Raw genomic sequence first — 15130 nt, forward strand, 5'->3', positions numbered from 1 at the left:
TTCGTTTTAGTTAGCCGCGTCATCATTCCGTAAAAGCTTCAATTCCTCTTGCGTTAATTCACGGTAACTCCCAATCGCCAGATCAGAAGCCAGCTTCAATTCCCCCATAGCTACGCGCTTCAGGTACAATACACGTTTGCCGACAGCCTGGAACATACGCTTGACCTGATGAAATTTACCTTCATGGATAATAAGGGAGATCAGCGATACCGTGCCTTCCTCTGTTTCCTCATATCCGAGCACAGTAAGCTGTGCTGGCATTGTCTCATACTGATCATCCAGCCGCACCCCGGCTGCAAATTGCTTAACATCCTCTGCGTCCACTTTACCGAGCACGCGTGCTTCATACGTTTTGGGCACATGTTTGCGCGGGGATAACAGTTCATGGGCAAGAGGACCGTCATTCGTCAAAATAAGAAGCCCCTCTGTATCCTTATCCAGTCGCCCTACCGGAAAAGGTTGGAAGATTCGGTCCTCCTTACGCAGTAAATCCAGCACCGTCTGGTCTCGTGCATCCTCTGTCGCAGATACGACACCCGGCGGTTTGTGCAGCATCAGATAGATCATTTCACGGTACATAATTCGCTCGCCATCTGCTTCGATGACGTTAATCTCCGGGTTAACCTGGATACCGCTATCCTTGACCACCTTTCCATCCACATAAATTCGGCCCTGCTTCACCATTTTTTTGAGCTCACTGCGGGTACCTACGCCCATGTGACTCAAAATTTTGTCCAGACGCTGCGTTTGTTTGCCCTTCCCACTCATTTCGATGTCCACCTCCATCCGGCAGGATATTCATTTTTCAGCACACCGTCCAGCCATTTCCCCCAGCCTGCGGCATATCCATCAATACATACGAGAACATATCCTTTTGATAAGGTACCTTCATGAAGCACGATGCGCTCCTGTTCAATGTTCAACGTTTCCCCCTTCAAGTACCTTACCGCTTCTCCATCCGCTGAGGACAGATTCACGCTTCGGCGTGCCTCGGAAGTGCGCAAAGCACAAGCCAAAGGATGAGAAGGAACAAAACGTGCATGCTTGATCGTACCGACAAACCATCCGGGGCGAACGACCTTCAGTCCCTCCAAGCGGGAAGCACCGACCGCTGACTGGTATATCCGATCTCCGTAACACACCGTCTCTCCGTGCAACGGCAGATCTATATTGTCTTTTACAAATTGGCTGTAAACCGCCAACGGATCAACATTCCCTGAATCCGTTGCCCGTCCCTGCCCTCGTTCCGATTTGCGTCCACCGGTCTCTTTAGCTTTTCTGCCTGCTTTGCCTGAGGGGTGGCCAGAGCGTGTATTCCTGTCACTGCCCTCTCTTGATTCAACACGTAACAAACGTTCCTTTTTACGATCGGCTTTGGTTAATGGATACGAAGCCGATCGTAAAAAGGAACGATCCTCACTCGATTCATTCAGCGGCGCAGACTTATCATTCACATGTTCAGATAATTTCACATCACTTTCATGCCCAGCGATATGCTGTAATACCGCGACGTAATGTCCTTCTCCCTCCAGAAGATGGGGCCACAATCTCGCCGTGCCTCGCGTCTGATCCAGCACCTCTGCTGTCTCTGATGCCTGCGTCGGCAGCATTTCACGCACCCAATCCGGACGTCCTGGGGCAAACCCTTTAGTCTCTGCGATATTAACAACGCTAAAGTCTGGATTCAGTTTCAAAAACGCAGCAATCATCGCTTCATTCTCCTCTGGTGCAAAGGTACAGGTCGAATATACGATCGTACCTCCCGGAGCCAGTAACCGGGCTGCCGTTTCCAGAATATCGCGCTGCATCAGCACACACTTCTCCACGGAATGGTGCTCCCATGACTTCACCATATCCTCGTCCTTGCGGAACATGCCTTCGCCTGAACAAGGCGCATCAATTAATACCTTATTGAAATAATGAGGGAATGCATCGGCAATCCGCTCGGGTGATTCATTTAATACGACTGCATTTCTCACACCATAGAGCTCGATATTTTTGGCAAGGGCCTTGGTCCGCTCGGCATGAATATCATTGGTAACAAGCACCCCTTTACCCTGTAGCTTGGCAGCGATCTGAGTCGATTTCCCTCCAGGGGCAGCACACAAGTCTAGCACACGATCTCCTGGCTGCACCTGCAGCTGCTCGACGGGAGCCATTGCACTCGGCTCCTGAATATAATACAGGCCTGCATGATAATAAGGATGCAGCCCGGGCTTCACCCCATGCGGTACATAAAAACCGGTTTCACACCACGGAATGGGTCTCAAGTCAAACGGTGCCATTTCCTTGAATTGTTCCATTGATATTTTCAGTGTATTTACGCGAAGCCCGGCATGCGGGGATTGTTCATACGATTGCATAAAAGATTCAAATTGATCACCGAGCAGATGTTTCATCCGCTCTGTAAACATGTGAGGCAGCTGTACAGCCATATTTCCACTCATCCCATCCTGTTAAAATGACATATTGCTCTATGTTATCATATCCTGTTTTTACTTGCCTATCCTATCATGTGTATTCCACTACATCGTGTAATGTAGTATAATGCTAATAGATTGTTTGATGAGCAAAAATTCGGTTGTTTATGCATATTATCCCAACCTCTGTTTTTGCTGTAGCTGTAATTATATCTTGATATGAATATTGGGGGATGAACAATGAATTCCAAGAAGAAAAAGAAAAGCGCTGCAATCCTTATATTTCTCGGTATTTTAGTTGTTATGATTGCGGCCCTGGTGTTTGTGAACCAGAAGTCCAAGGATCAGATTGATTCTGTACCCAATGCTTATGGTATCGCGGCTTCCAAGCTTAATCCGGCAACACGTGAACTTCTGAGTGATCCTAACTATCAGCAGATTATTCTGCCAGCCGATCTGAAAGCCAGAATAGATAAGAAAGACAGCTTCTTTGTATACTTCTTTGCTTCTGACTGCTCACACTGCCGTGCAACGACACCGCAATTGATGCCACTGGTAGATAGTGAAGGCATCAAGCTTCCGCAGTTTAATCTGCGTGAATTTGAATCAGGCTGGACCGATTACAACATTGAGTTCACCCCTACACTCGTCTATTACGAGAAGGGCGTAGAGAAAGATCGCATGGTTGGCGGTCTGAAAGAAAATGGAAGCGACAACGGTTATACACTGGACGACTACAAGCAATTTTTTGACAAATACAAAGGCAACACTACACCTGAGAAAAGCTAGGCCTTGTCTTGATACCTACTGAAGTGTATCTTTTACCGCCTTTTCGCTCCCTGCTGCGGAAAACGTCCTGGCTTGGAACGAAAATTTAGCAAAATTGGCTTACTTCAGCGTTATCAGACACACGCTAGTTGAAATGCCTGCCAAAAACACCCCGACTATTCCGTGAACAGAATAGTCGGGGTGTTTTGTATACAAGACATAGGATGCTTCATCCTAGTTATTTGCATGATTGTTAAGCTTGGCATTGCTAAGGTGCTCCATGGCTTGTGCTTGCCTCTGTTGCTCTCTCATTTTCTCTTCATAGATCCGTCCCCGGGTTGGACTTCGCCGCTGCGGAACGTTTGGCTTCAGCTCGGATGACCTGATTTGTATATGCTGTTGAAGCGATTTATCCTCAATCTGGATAGACAAATCCCGATATTCAAGTGATCCTGATTTACTTGCCAGCAATTGCTTCACAAGTCTGCCTACCTGCTCCTTCAACTCGCCAAGACGAATGCCGAGCATCACATTCGGATAGGCTTCCATTAATTCAAGTGAGCTTTGCAGCATCATAAGTCCACCTCGAAGATTGCCGTTCCGATAATGGTACAGCCCAACTGCTACCTGCAACAGACCTTTATAGAGCGGCTCACGATCCCGTTCAAGCCAGAGCTCTTCAAGCACCTCATGGCACTCGAAATAATCCTGGTCCCGATTAAAATAAATCAGATAGTCAATGTAGAGCGGCTCATAGCTGTTCATCCGGGTTTTCGCCCTTTCTGGCGTTGTTCAGAAGCTGCTTCACATCGTCCAGCAACACTTTGAGTCCTTCCATGTCATGACGTTCCCAGCAATCGTTAAATCGCTTCTGTGCTTCAATCGCCTCATGCACCAGATGATAGAAATATAGCTGTTGAATGATGCTGAGTGTCCTTGACACAATATTGGAGTCGTCCTCAAACGCCTTCTGTGCTTCCAGAATCTGCAGACGAATAGCGGACATCTCGTTATCCAGCACGAAGGCAGCCTCTGCCGTTTTCTTGAGCCTCGCTCGCATATCATCCGGCAGGCTTTCCCGGTATTTATAACTCAAGGAATGCTCAATCGTAGCCCAGAAATTCATCGCCAGGGTTCGAATCTGAATCTCGGCAAGCACCTTTTTCTGACCAAGCGCTGTTTGAACCGGATATTCAATAATCATATGGAAGCTGCGATAACCGCTCTCCTTGAAGTTGGTAATATAATCCTTCTCAATCAGCACCGTCAGATCCTTACGGGCTCTGATATACTCGGCAACGCGGCGAATATCATCCACGAACTGACACATGATGCGAATACCGGCAATATCCTCTATGCCTGTCTCCACATCGTCGAGTGCCACGTTCAGGCGTCTTGATTTTTCCAGAATGCTGGAGATTTTTTTGACACGGCCAGTAACAAATTCAATCGGGGCATATTCTTCCCGTTTTTTCAATTCGGCCCGCATCGTTTTGAACTTGACCTTCAATTCCTCTACCGCTTGTTCATAAGGAAGTAAAAATGTACCCCAGTCTCTACCGTCCATGGTTAAGCCTCCTGTCTCTATAGCATCCCCTGTTCTTATCCATTATACATGATGTTTGCCGGGGGGAAGAGTCCCGTTCCATTATACACTCTTCCACGCTTCTATATTAATACTCTGGGGATTCATCCTGCTTCTTAGCGGTGCTCTGCACCAACGGCCTCTGAAATATGATGATAACCATCCTTGCGCAGCAGTTCGCGCAATCCCGCATGGATACGCCGGTTAACCTCTGGTCCTTCATAGATCAGGGCTGTATAGATTTCCACCAGACTTGCCCCGGCCTTAATTTTCTCATAAGCATCCTCACTTGTAAAAATACCGCCCGAGCCGATAATGGGAAGCTTACCCTCAGTCTGTCTGTAGACCTGACGAATAATCTCCGTAGAGCGTTCGCGCAGCGGCTTACCGCTGAGTCCGCCAGTTTCCTTCGCATGCTGATGGGACAGACCTTCACGACTGATTGTTGTGTTGGTCGCAATGATGCCCGACACTCCACTTGCCGCAATGGTACTGACCATATATTCAAGCTCCTGATCATTCACATCAGGCGCAATTTTGACAAGCACAGATTTGCTCGCTCCGCCATGCTTCTCCTGTTGACGGTTCATCTCGCTCATAACCGCCGCAAGCAGCTCCTTCAATTCATTCCCATGCTGCAGATTACGCAAATCTGGTGTATTTGGTGAACTGATATTCACGACAAACAGGTCAGCATAATTATACAACGCTTGAATGCATTTCTCATAATCCAGGTGAGCTTCCTCATTGGGTGTTGTTTTATTTTTACCGATATTCACCGCGACGGGGATGCGTCGTTCCTGAAGACGGGCAAGCTCGCCTGCCATCGCTTCTGCACCCAGATTGTTAAAGCCCATACGGTTGACCAGCGCCTCATCTGGCGGCAAGCGGAACAGACGCGGCTGCTCGTTACCTGTCTGCGCCAGCGGAGTCACCGTGCCCACTTCCATAAACCCGAATCCGATGGAGGAAAAGCCCGTTACAGCCTGTCCATTTTTGTCCAAGCCTGCCGCAAGCCCTACAGGTGTAGGGAAATGACATCCGAACATGTCCACAGCCAGATCGGGGGTCTCACGCACCCCATACATAACACGCAGCCCGGACGGAACCGGCCTCACCTTGCCCACACCGCTAAGGCCGCCAATAATCAGATGATGGGCCTGCTCTGGGTCCATTTTGAACAATAAAGGTTTAGCAAGACTTTTGTATAACAAATCAATCACTCCGTTCTGGTCCGGTACGCCATATGGCCGCTCTCCGTCTCATTTATGTAAAAAACTCTACACACCAGTCTATCGGTTTCTTCTACAAAAAGAAAGTCATTTGCGCATAGACAAATAAATTTCAAATCGAGCTGCAAATGCACAAGAAATCAACCCGCCTACTGGAAAAGACGAGTTGAATTCTTTACAATGAGAGCATGGTTACATGACCAGTTCTATACCTTATAAGGAGGAATAAATAATGGCTCAGAAACGTAAACCACCCGCTCTGCAACAAAAAAAAGAAGAGGTTAACCGCAAGGCCATTGCTTGGACAGCAGCCAGCGTAGTCGGCCTGATTATTATTATTGGCGCTTTGATTGTTATTGCCAACTACATGTAGAGGCGAGGATACCGGCAAGTCTTGCTCTGACCGCATTTCAATCAGACCTTTTATGGGATCGAATCAATTCAGCCAGTGATACGTTTTGGCTGTATTGCTCTGTTTCGGGACAAGCTTGTGTGAGTAGCGCTCCTTCGATTCCGGTACAGACGTCAACGCAGGCAGTAGATTTTTACCAATTCGCACTGGAGTTCCTTGGGGAGCAAGAGCGAACAGCTCCTCCACATCATCCCTACCCATTCGTACACATCCAAGGGACTCATCCAGCCCGATGCTGCTCGGCTCATTAGTCCCGTGGATGGCATAATTGGTGTCGGAAAGCTGCATTCCCCTGCTGCCAAATTCTCCATTGGAGCGACCATTTGGATTTACCACCTTGTCTGTAATGACATAAGAACCCTCAGGCGTGCGCTCACCACCAAGACCCACCTCATACATACGAAGGATTGTACTGCCACTAACGAGCGCCAGCCTGTGGCTGTTCTTGTCTATGACAATTTCAAGCGGCTTCGTAAAAAAGGGCTTCCCACCTACGGTATCGGCAAACGATGCCTTTTTGGGGGTGGGCGACTTTGATGCCTGCGATTCCCCTTTGCCAGCATCCCCCTTCGCTATAGCTTGAGCCTTGCTCTGATGCATTGCCAGCAGCTGCGGAAACATCTCGCTCATTTCGGCCGAGGTTTCCCCCAGAATGTTGTCCGGGAAGGGCTGAGCGAGTGCTGTAACACTCTTCGGCCAAGTTTTATGTTGCTTCTGATACGAGACGATGGCACTGGACAATGCCGCCGCGCTCTCCTGTTTGGCTGTCCAGGCCAGCGCCATCCGTTTAATCTTGGCAGACACTTCAGGAGGTTCACAGCTACACTGCTTGGCATCATAGCTCTGTGCAGTGAGCTTTCCTTTTGAATTCGTCTGCATAATGTATTTAACCGGCATGCCCCGTTTCCAGATTGCCCAGGCATCGGAAGTTTGCATTCCAAGCACTGCCGTCGTTTGAACACCCTCCCCAGAGCCTGCCCAAGCCGCTGCAAGCGCCCCTCCTCCATCATTCTCCCCACCGAATGCCGCTGCGGTGAATACATTGCTCTGCTTCTCTGAAGAGGCCTCTGCCCCATTCTTCTCCTTTACTTCCGGCTTCACATCCTGCAGCTCATCCTCAGAATCCAGAGCAGAGGACAAGGCATCCGTGGCCCCCCGAGCGGCCCCAGGAGCATCTGTCGGTGGAAGCCCTGCTAGCAGAAGAAACATAAGCAGCGTCAGCCACATTTTACGTCTGCGTTTCTTTTTTGCCTTATGCGCAGACATCTCTACAAGCTTGTCCTGATAATCCATCCATATGTGGGCAGGAGCTTTACTGCGTTCAAACGCCTCATATATTTCGCCCGCTTGTTGAAAGCAATAATTAGCCTTCGCTTCCTGTCCTTCCGCCAGATATTCTTTACCAAGCAAATACCAGGCCATTTTATTATCTGGATGTTTCTTCACATATGATCTTAGATCAGTGTTCTGCATCTAGTCCTCCACTATTCCGCCTTGAGCTTATAGATTAATATATCGGCAGACAGCACTTCATATTGCATAGGACTACAGCACCTGGTACTAACTAAATTTGATGCAAACCAGCAGCTCCCACTCATCCAAACATTGAAGAAACACTTCGCCTCCCTGACACACACAAAAAAAAAAGCACACCTCTTGTCGCCAGGACAAAACGTGTGCTTTCATCTCTTATATAAAAAAATTAACCCTCTTTATTGAAAGGCTCGTCCGCTACTTTAATGGAGTCAGTCGGGCAGCCATCGCATGCATCCTGCATATCGTCAAACAGATCTTCAGGAATAGCCTTGATGCCCTTGTTTGCATCACCGTCAAAGATGACTTCTGCCAAGCCCTCATCGTCATAATCATAAATGTCTGGCGCTGTTGCGCCGCATGCGCCGCATGCAATGCATGTATCTTTTTCTACCCAAGTATATTTGCTCATTTTACAATCTCTCCTCCTAGGATTCACCACGTACTGTGTTTTTATCTAGAAACATATTAATACAAAGCAAGAATAATTACAAATAAAATTGCACCCGCAAGTCTTTATTATCTCCTATTCAGTCCAGACTTTGCAAGTTATCTTTTTGCAGTGACGTTCCTCGCACCTTATGGTTGCGGAGTAATGTGGAAGGATCATCGCCCAGCATACCCGCCGTCACAACTGCATTCTCACCAAACTTATCACGCAATTCATCCATGATCCGAATCAGGCTTTCCTTTTTCGGCTTTTGTTCGTATTCGAACAAGTCCATCTGCACTGCTGACTCCTCCCGTGGAATCAAACTCTGCAGCGTTATACCAAGCATACGCACCGGCTTGCCACTTCCCCAATGTTTCGCAAAGAGCTGGCAGGCCTCGCGATAGATCACTGCCGCATCCTCAGTCGGTGTGTCCATCATATGGGATCTGGTGATCGTTTTCATATCTGGTGTTCGAATCGTAATCTGAATGCCCTGACTTAACATTTCGTGCTTGCGCAATCTTCGGGCCACCTGATCACTGATATTCAGAAACACTCGATGTATATCATGTATTTCCTCAACATCGGCTGGCAGTGTAGTCGTATGACCAATAGATTTGTTCGCTTCCCGTTCAGCAACGACAGGAGAGTGATGAATGCCATTTGCCGAATTTTTTAGCCATGCTCCATTAATACCGAACAGGTCCGTCAGCATTTTCTCATCTGATTTAGCCAGCTGACCGATGGTATCAATGCCGAGCTTTTTAAGCTTCTCGGCCGTCTTCCTGCCAATGCCAAACATCTCGTTGCAAGGCCTGTGCCATAATATACGGGGAACGTCCCTCATCCGCAGAATGGATATGCCATTGGGCTTTTTCAGATCCGACGCCATTTTGGCCAGCAATTTATTAGGTGCAATACCAATGGAACAAGGCAGGCCAAGTTCATCTCTGATTCTTTGCTGCATCTGTTCAGCAATCTCCACAGGTGTACCAAATTGCTTTGATCCCGTGATGTCCAGATAACACTCGTCAATTGAAGTCGCTTCAAGTTGAGGGGTGTAGCTGTATGCAATCTGCATAAAAGCTCTGGAGTACTTGCGATATAAGTGAAAATCTGGACGTATGACGATAAGATCCGGGCATTTCTTCAAGGCCTGATGTACAACCATTCCTGTTGAGATCCCCCGGCCTCGGGCTGTATACGAGCAAGTTACAATTACACCCTTGCGCAGCTCACTGCTGCCGGCAACTGCCGTTGCTCTTCCTTTATATAGCTCAGGCTCCTCGGCCTCATGTACAGAACAATAAAAGGCATTCATGTCCACATGCAAAATGACTCTGCCCGCTACCGGATAATATTCGCTTACATCCACTGGAGGATTGCTGTCTGAAGACTTCACGCCCCCCACCCTTTCTATCCTCACGTTCTTCATCTAAGTCAATCTGTTTATACATTATATCAAAAGTATGATTTATATTCAGTCTTCGCTGATGAGTTCATTTATTTTCGACCCAGTCGGATTATACCGCGAAAAATGGCTGTACATACCATAACTACGACAAGCAGTAATAGCACTGCAAGAAGCACATTTTCCCATATGATCGTCACAACAATCACTTCCCTTCCACATATCCTTCACTCGTATTATCTTCCATAAATGTAGTAAGCCAATTATAACATAATGGTCCTTCCATATGTTTCTGGCGCCTGTTCCACCCTTCAATCTACAATTGTTTGTGTCAAGCGGCGAATTCTATGTAGCATTTGGCTATAATGATGCTATAATAATTAATTATACAAATTCACGTGTTTGGGACAAATCCATTCAACGAATTTAACACAGTGTAGCGTTGCTGAACCGAAGGATTTATCCATTAACATCTTCACATGCTTTTCAACCCTTCCATCAAACTTATAAAAAAAGCGCTTTACCTTAAAGGAGGATCTTCATGTCAAAGGCCATTTCCATCTTCGATACGACTTTACGTGACGGCACACAAGGAGAGGGCGTCAGCTTGTCAGCAGACGACAAACTCAAAATAGCCAAAAAGCTGGATGACCTAGGTGCTCATTATATTGAAGGCGGAATTCCCGGCAGCAACACCAAGGACATTGAGTTTTTTAAAAGAGTCAAGGAGCTGAAGCTGAACGCCAAGGTTGTTGCATTCGGAAGCACACGCCGCAAAGGCAGCATTGCCAGCGAGGATGCCAATCTCAAACGTATGATCGAGTCTGGAGCACAGGCAGCCACACTGGTCGGAAAGTCATGGGACTTCCATGTGCACACGGCTTTGCAGACAACACTCGAGGAAAACCTGTCCATGATCTATGATTCCATCGCCTACCTGAAACAAAGCGGTATGGAAGTTATCTTTGATGCAGAGCATTTCTTCGACGGCTTCAAGCATAATCCCGAATACGCCCAAGCCGTCCTGACCAAAGCCCATGAAGCCGGAGCAGACTGGCTAGTGATGTGTGATACCAACGGTGGCACGATGCCACATGAAGTGCATGAGATCGTATCCAGTCTGCACCGCATGCTGCCGCAGGCACATCTCGGCATTCATACCCATAATGACTGCGAACTGGCTGTTGCTAACACACTTAGCGCTGTGCAAGCCGGGGCACGTCAGGTGCAAGGCACCATGAACGGTTATGGCGAGCGTTGTGGTAATGCCAATCTTGCTTCCATTATTCCGAACCTGCAGCTGAAGCTCGGCTACGAGTGTGTTGCCGAGGATTCCATGAAGCAGCTCACCAATGTCGCCCGCTACATCAGCGAGATCGCCAATGTGAATATGCCAATCAACCAGCCGTACGTGGGCAATGCAGCCTTTGCACATAAAGGGGGCATCCACGTATCTGCAATATTGCGTGACTCACGGACATATGAACACATCGTACCTGAACTCGTTGGCAATAAACAGCGGGTATTGGTCTCCGAGCTGGCCGGACAGAGCAATATTGTATCCAAAGCACAGGAGATGGGACTGGAATTCGACACGAACAGTGCTAACTCACGCCAGATTATTGAGAAAATCAAGGATCTGGAGCATCAAGGTTATCAGTTCGAGGGTGCAGATGCTTCATTGGAATTGTTAATCCGCGAAGCCAATGGAGACATGAAAGAACTGTTCACATTTGAATCCTTCAAAATGCTTGTGGAAAAAACAGCAGGCAAATCCGTTGTTTCCGAAGCGTTTGTGAAACTGAACGTGGCGGGAGCAAGTGTATACACCGCAGCTGAAGGTAACGGTCCGGTCAATGCGCTGGATAACGCACTGCGTAAAGCATTAGTGCAATACTTCCCTTCACTCGCTCATATGCACTTGTCTGACTACAAAGTACGTGTACTCGATGAGAAGGATGCTACCGCAGCCAAGGTTCGTGTATTGATTGAATCCAAAAATACAGAAAACACCTGGAACACGGTCGGTGTATCCGAGAACGTCATTGAAGCCAGCTGGGAAGCACTCGTTCACAGCTTCCGATATGCCCTGCTTCAGGAACGCATACTGGACGAGCCCGATGCACGTTCACTTCCGTCTCACGGTTTAGTTAACCATTAATCGTTCAACCCTTTTTTCTTATTTCCCGGAAAATATTAAAAGCTTCTGCATCCATTTCTAATGGGCAGAAGCTTTTTTGAGCACAACGGATACAAGCAATCTTGTATTCGCAATTACAGCCGGAATGTTAATTTGCAATTAACTTTTTAATCTTTTTCTCCAATTCTTTTTCTGGCATGATGCCCAGCACAATTTCTTGAATGACTCCTCTGGAATCAATTAATACATTTGTCGGAAATGCCATCCCGTTATACTTGGCATACACAGTACCTTTCTCATCCAGTGGAATCGGGAAGGTCAGCTTGTATTGGTCAACAAAGGCCTTGGCATCCTTCAATTTATCGTATGAAGTCACGTTCACACCGTAGAGATCCATCTTATCCTTATACTTTTCAGCTAGTTTGTTCAGTTCAGGCGCTTCCTGCTTGCACGGGTCACACCACGATGCCCAAAAGCTGACAAACGTCGCCTTCTCTTTGGCACCGCCCACGCTGTACGTCTTGCCATCAAGTCCTGTCAGTGTAAACGGAGGAGCTAGCATGCCAGCCTTTGCGCCAGTCTCTGTGGGCATAGGCTCATCCTGTTTAAAAACAGTGGCGATGCCCCCCTCGGTATTACGGGCCATAGTCAGTGTAACAAGCAGGACGACCCCAAGCATTATGTATTTATTTCGTTTCATCACTCGCCACCCTCTTGTTCATTAAACATGTTTCTGAGGTATCTTCCATCGCTCCTCTGTTATATTGTACCCTTTTCGTTAAAAATTTTACAATCTGCTTCAAGCAAAATAAAATGAAAAAGGACCCCTGCCTAAGCAGGAGCCAAAAGAGAGAGGGGTGAATACAAATGGCAGCACTTCACGGGCAGCAAAATACCTTAACCATCCCCTGCTCGGTGGAACAGGAAATGTCCAGGCACATGCATCTTTCGCTGCCGCAGGAAGCCTGCGGGGTTGTGCTGGGTGAATCCGCAGCGGGCGGCATACGAATCAGTCGGTTTCAGCCCATTCGTAACGTAGCGCCTGACCCGCTGCATCACTTTACACTGGATCAAACAGAATGGATACGTTGTATCTTCTCCGGTTCCACCATCGTGGGCATCTTCCACACCCACCCACACACCACCCCTACGCCTTCGCACGAGGACCTGCAAGCCCTCCCTGACTTTGGCGGCATGGTTCAGGTGTATCTCATCGGCTCACCCAATCCGGATACCCAATCTTCATGTTCCAATCCAAACGAATCGCCATCCCGTATGCTAATGAACGCCTATCAGATCGCAACGTCCAATCACCAGCAACCAAGCAATGCAGCTTCCAAGTTTCCGTCCGTTCATCTGATCCCTATGGAGCTACGCGTGACTTAGGCGTGTATACAGGTCGCCCAATGTCTCAACATGCTTATGCTTCATATCCTCCAGGTAACAGGACCATAATTGTGCTGTCATCTTGGCATCTTCAAGCGCATGATGCCGACCGTAGATGGGAATCCCCCTTGATTCCAGCAGCTCATCCAGACCATATCCGGATCTGGTCGGCTCCAGCCAGCGAGCAAGCATCATCGTATCAATTAAACGGTGTGTCAACCTGACCTTGGAGGTTCGCCATAATGCTGCATTGAGGAACGCACGGTCATGCGCACTGGCATGTGCAACCAGTACATTGCCCCCAACAAAAGACATGAAATCATGTAGTCCCTCCAGCAGTGTCGGAGCCTCCTCCGTCATCTGCTGTGTTATTCCCGTTAGCTCGGTAATATGCTTTGGTACCAACGCTTTGGACTGAACCACCGTGTAGAATTGCTCTTCTTCCAGCACGACGCCTCCTCGAATGCGCACGGCACCAAAGGACAAAATCTCATCTCCATGCTGGGGAGAAAACCCGGTCGTTTCGAGATCAAACACAACCGCATCCAGCTCGTTCAAAGGGGTATGCAGCACTTCCGGTCTGCGTTGCTCCCTCATCATCGAGCGGATAAACGCCATATGTTGCGCCGTAGGGGCCCCCATAATGGAAGCGATGGCGGAAGGAACCCCTCCCTGACGCAGCGAATTCCAAAATCCTGTACTGCCCCTTGCCGGCTCTCTCATGGACGTCTCCTTTCTGCAAAACGCAGCTGCCTTTGCAAGGCACGATGCACTCGCTTGACTAATCCCAGTGTCTCTCTCAGATCATAATGAATCTGTTTTTGCTTCATCTGTTTCTCGTCCAGAAAACCACTGCTCTGCTGAAGCTCCTGCCGGATAACTACTGGTGTATTCCGGCGCAGCTTCAAAGCAGCTGTAAACGCACGCTGGCACGCATCCATTAATGGAAAAGGCACCGCCTCAAGCGAAGTGAGCCTTTCCATCCGCTTTACCGTTGACGATTCCTGAATACCATGGTGAAGAGCTAAAAACCTTGCACTGTTTACAAGCGGGATATATACACCATATTTGACATCAAAACCGCCTGCATGTTCACCAAATCGTTCAGTAACCACTTGGCCGAGTATGTTTAACGTAGCCTTATGTTTCACTGTATTACGCAACACCGCATCCGAAAGCTCTGGCACCCGGCGGAATTGCTCATAAAAGCTTGCAAGCCATTCATCTGCAAGACTAATTTCTCCTGCAACAAAGCGCATATCCGAAGCGATGATCAGATTACGGATTGGCTCCCAGCTCAGGTCTGAGCTCCATTGAACGAGCTGTTCCTTCCAGGCTGTGAGTGTTTTGCACCATAACGGCTCTGAACACATGACTTTGCCTTCACATTTTGCATAACCAAGCTGCTCTAACAAATCTGCAATCCGGGCACCGAATTCGTTAAAATACGCTTCTTTCCCTTCATGCGGAGCATCACTGATAATCATGCCATTATCCTGATCACTCCATAATGTCGCCTCTTCCCTGCCGGAGCTTCCAAATACGATAAAGGCATAGGGGACGGGAGGCAGGCCGAAGCCCTCCTCTACCATCCCCTGCATGCATAACTCTACTGCTTTCCGTGCAATGCGGTCATGCAGTTCATTTACCGTCTCGTACCATTCTACCAGCGACAAGGAAGCGGACAGTGATTGCTGAAGCTCTCTCTGTAAAATGACGCGTGCCTGGCGCAGATCATGTGCAGAAGCTGCACCCTCGATCCCTTGATAAGACCAGAAAGGGTTAGTTATTGAGATAGGTTCCATCATAT

At 48.1% G+C, this 15130-nt stretch carries 15 protein-coding genes; 4 read left to right on the forward strand and 11 right to left on the reverse strand.

The genetic code is table 11. From position 1 onward, the window contains the following. Positions 1-6: 6 nt before the first annotated feature. Together DFQ00_RS01430 and DFQ00_RS01435 are read right to left on the reverse strand one after the other, a co-directional pair. A complete protein-coding gene (locus tag DFQ00_RS01430; RefSeq protein WP_110893418.1) occupies positions 7-768 on the reverse strand; it encodes a pseudouridine synthase in 762 nt (253 codons plus the stop codon). Beyond that, positions 765-2435, reverse strand: coding sequence for an RsmB/NOP family class I SAM-dependent RNA methyltransferase (locus DFQ00_RS01435; protein ID WP_110893420.1), 1671 nt, complete (start codon positions 2433-2435; stop codon positions 765-767). Before DFQ00_RS01435 ends, DFQ00_RS01430 begins: the two co-directional genes overlap by 4 nt. Positions 2436-2660: 225 nt before the next feature. Between DFQ00_RS01435 and DFQ00_RS01440 the strand changes: the two genes are divergently transcribed. After that, on the forward strand, positions 2661-3209 hold the full coding sequence (locus DFQ00_RS01440) for a thioredoxin family protein (protein WP_110893422.1): 549 nt from the start codon (positions 2661-2663) through the stop codon (positions 3207-3209). 213 nt (positions 3210-3422) lie between these two features. On the opposite strand, the gene DFQ00_RS01445 is transcribed toward DFQ00_RS01440, so the two are convergent. The 3 genes from DFQ00_RS01445 to DFQ00_RS01455 all read right to left on the reverse strand — a co-directional run bounded on the left by DFQ00_RS01445 (position 3423) and on the right by DFQ00_RS01455 (position 5987). Beyond that, positions 3423-3953 (reverse strand): DUF309 domain-containing protein, encoded by a 531-nt coding sequence (locus DFQ00_RS01445; protein WP_110893424.1) that lies wholly within the window; start codon positions 3951-3953, stop codon positions 3423-3425. Further along, positions 3940-4755: a GTP diphosphokinase gene (gene yjbM / locus DFQ00_RS01450; protein WP_110893426.1), complete on the reverse strand. Its 816-nt coding sequence runs from the start codon at positions 4753-4755 to the stop codon at positions 3940-3942. The genes DFQ00_RS01445 and yjbM overlap by 14 nt, the downstream gene beginning before the upstream one ends. A gap of 134 nt (positions 4756-4889) precedes the next feature. Beyond that, positions 4890-5987, reverse strand: a complete 1098-nt coding sequence (locus DFQ00_RS01455) for a quinone-dependent dihydroorotate dehydrogenase (RefSeq protein ID WP_110893428.1) — start codon at positions 5985-5987, stop codon at positions 4890-4892. Between the two features lie 250 nt (positions 5988-6237). On the opposite strand from DFQ00_RS01455, the gene DFQ00_RS28950 reads away from it, so the two are divergent. Further along, on the forward strand, positions 6238-6378 hold the full coding sequence (locus DFQ00_RS28950; RefSeq protein WP_167433566.1) for a hypothetical protein: 141 nt from the start codon (positions 6238-6240) through the stop codon (positions 6376-6378). 63 nt (positions 6379-6441) lie between these two features. Here DFQ00_RS28950 and DFQ00_RS01460 read toward each other — a convergent pair whose 3' ends face one another. The 3 genes from DFQ00_RS01460 to DFQ00_RS01470 all read right to left on the reverse strand — a co-directional run bounded on the left by DFQ00_RS01460 (position 6442) and on the right by DFQ00_RS01470 (position 9785). Next, on the reverse strand, positions 6442-7890 hold the full coding sequence (locus DFQ00_RS01460; protein ID WP_110893430.1) for a L,D-transpeptidase family protein: 1449 nt from the start codon (positions 7888-7890) through the stop codon (positions 6442-6444). 229 nt (positions 7891-8119) lie between these two features. Beyond that, the gene (locus DFQ00_RS01465; RefSeq protein WP_110893432.1) at positions 8120-8362 is read right to left on the reverse strand and encodes a ferredoxin; all 243 of its coding nucleotides are present in this window, start codon (positions 8360-8362) and stop codon (positions 8120-8122) included. 118 nt (positions 8363-8480) lie between these two features. Further along, complete coding sequence (locus DFQ00_RS01470; protein ID WP_279630381.1) at positions 8481-9785, reverse strand: DNA polymerase IV; 1305 nt, start codon at positions 9783-9785, stop codon at positions 8481-8483. Between the two features lie 550 nt (positions 9786-10335). Between DFQ00_RS01470 and cimA the strand changes: the two genes are divergently transcribed. Next, positions 10336-11955 carry a citramalate synthase gene (gene cimA, locus DFQ00_RS01475; protein ID WP_110893436.1) on the forward strand — a complete coding sequence of 540 codons (1620 nt, stop codon included), beginning with the start codon at positions 10336-10338 and terminating at the stop codon, positions 11953-11955. 127 nt (positions 11956-12082) lie between these two features. Here cimA and DFQ00_RS01480 read toward each other — a convergent pair whose 3' ends face one another. Next, positions 12083-12634 carry a TlpA disulfide reductase family protein gene (locus DFQ00_RS01480; protein WP_110893438.1) on the reverse strand — a complete coding sequence of 184 codons (552 nt, stop codon included), beginning with the start codon at positions 12632-12634 and terminating at the stop codon, positions 12083-12085. Between the two features lie 167 nt (positions 12635-12801). Here DFQ00_RS01480 and DFQ00_RS01485 point away from each other — a divergent pair, with 167 nt between their 5' ends. Next, positions 12802-13320 carry a M67 family metallopeptidase gene (locus DFQ00_RS01485; RefSeq protein ID WP_110893440.1) on the forward strand — a complete coding sequence of 173 codons (519 nt, stop codon included), beginning with the start codon at positions 12802-12804 and terminating at the stop codon, positions 13318-13320. Here DFQ00_RS01485 and DFQ00_RS01490 read toward each other — a convergent pair. Both DFQ00_RS01490 and DFQ00_RS01495 read right to left on the reverse strand, forming a co-directional pair. After that, positions 13306-14043, reverse strand: coding sequence for an exonuclease domain-containing protein (locus tag DFQ00_RS01490; protein ID WP_110893442.1), 738 nt, complete (start codon positions 14041-14043; stop codon positions 13306-13308). The genes DFQ00_RS01485 and DFQ00_RS01490 overlap by 15 nt on opposite strands. Then, on the reverse strand, positions 14040-15125 hold the full coding sequence (locus DFQ00_RS01495; RefSeq protein WP_110894051.1) for a DUF294 nucleotidyltransferase-like domain-containing protein: 1086 nt from the start codon (positions 15123-15125) through the stop codon (positions 14040-14042). Before DFQ00_RS01495 ends, DFQ00_RS01490 begins: the two co-directional genes overlap by 4 nt. Positions 15126-15130: the final 5 nt, after the last annotated feature.

Source organism: Paenibacillus barcinonensis (assembly GCF_003217495.1).
Lineage (GTDB): Bacteria > Bacillota > Bacilli > Paenibacillales > Paenibacillaceae > Paenibacillus > Paenibacillus barcinonensis.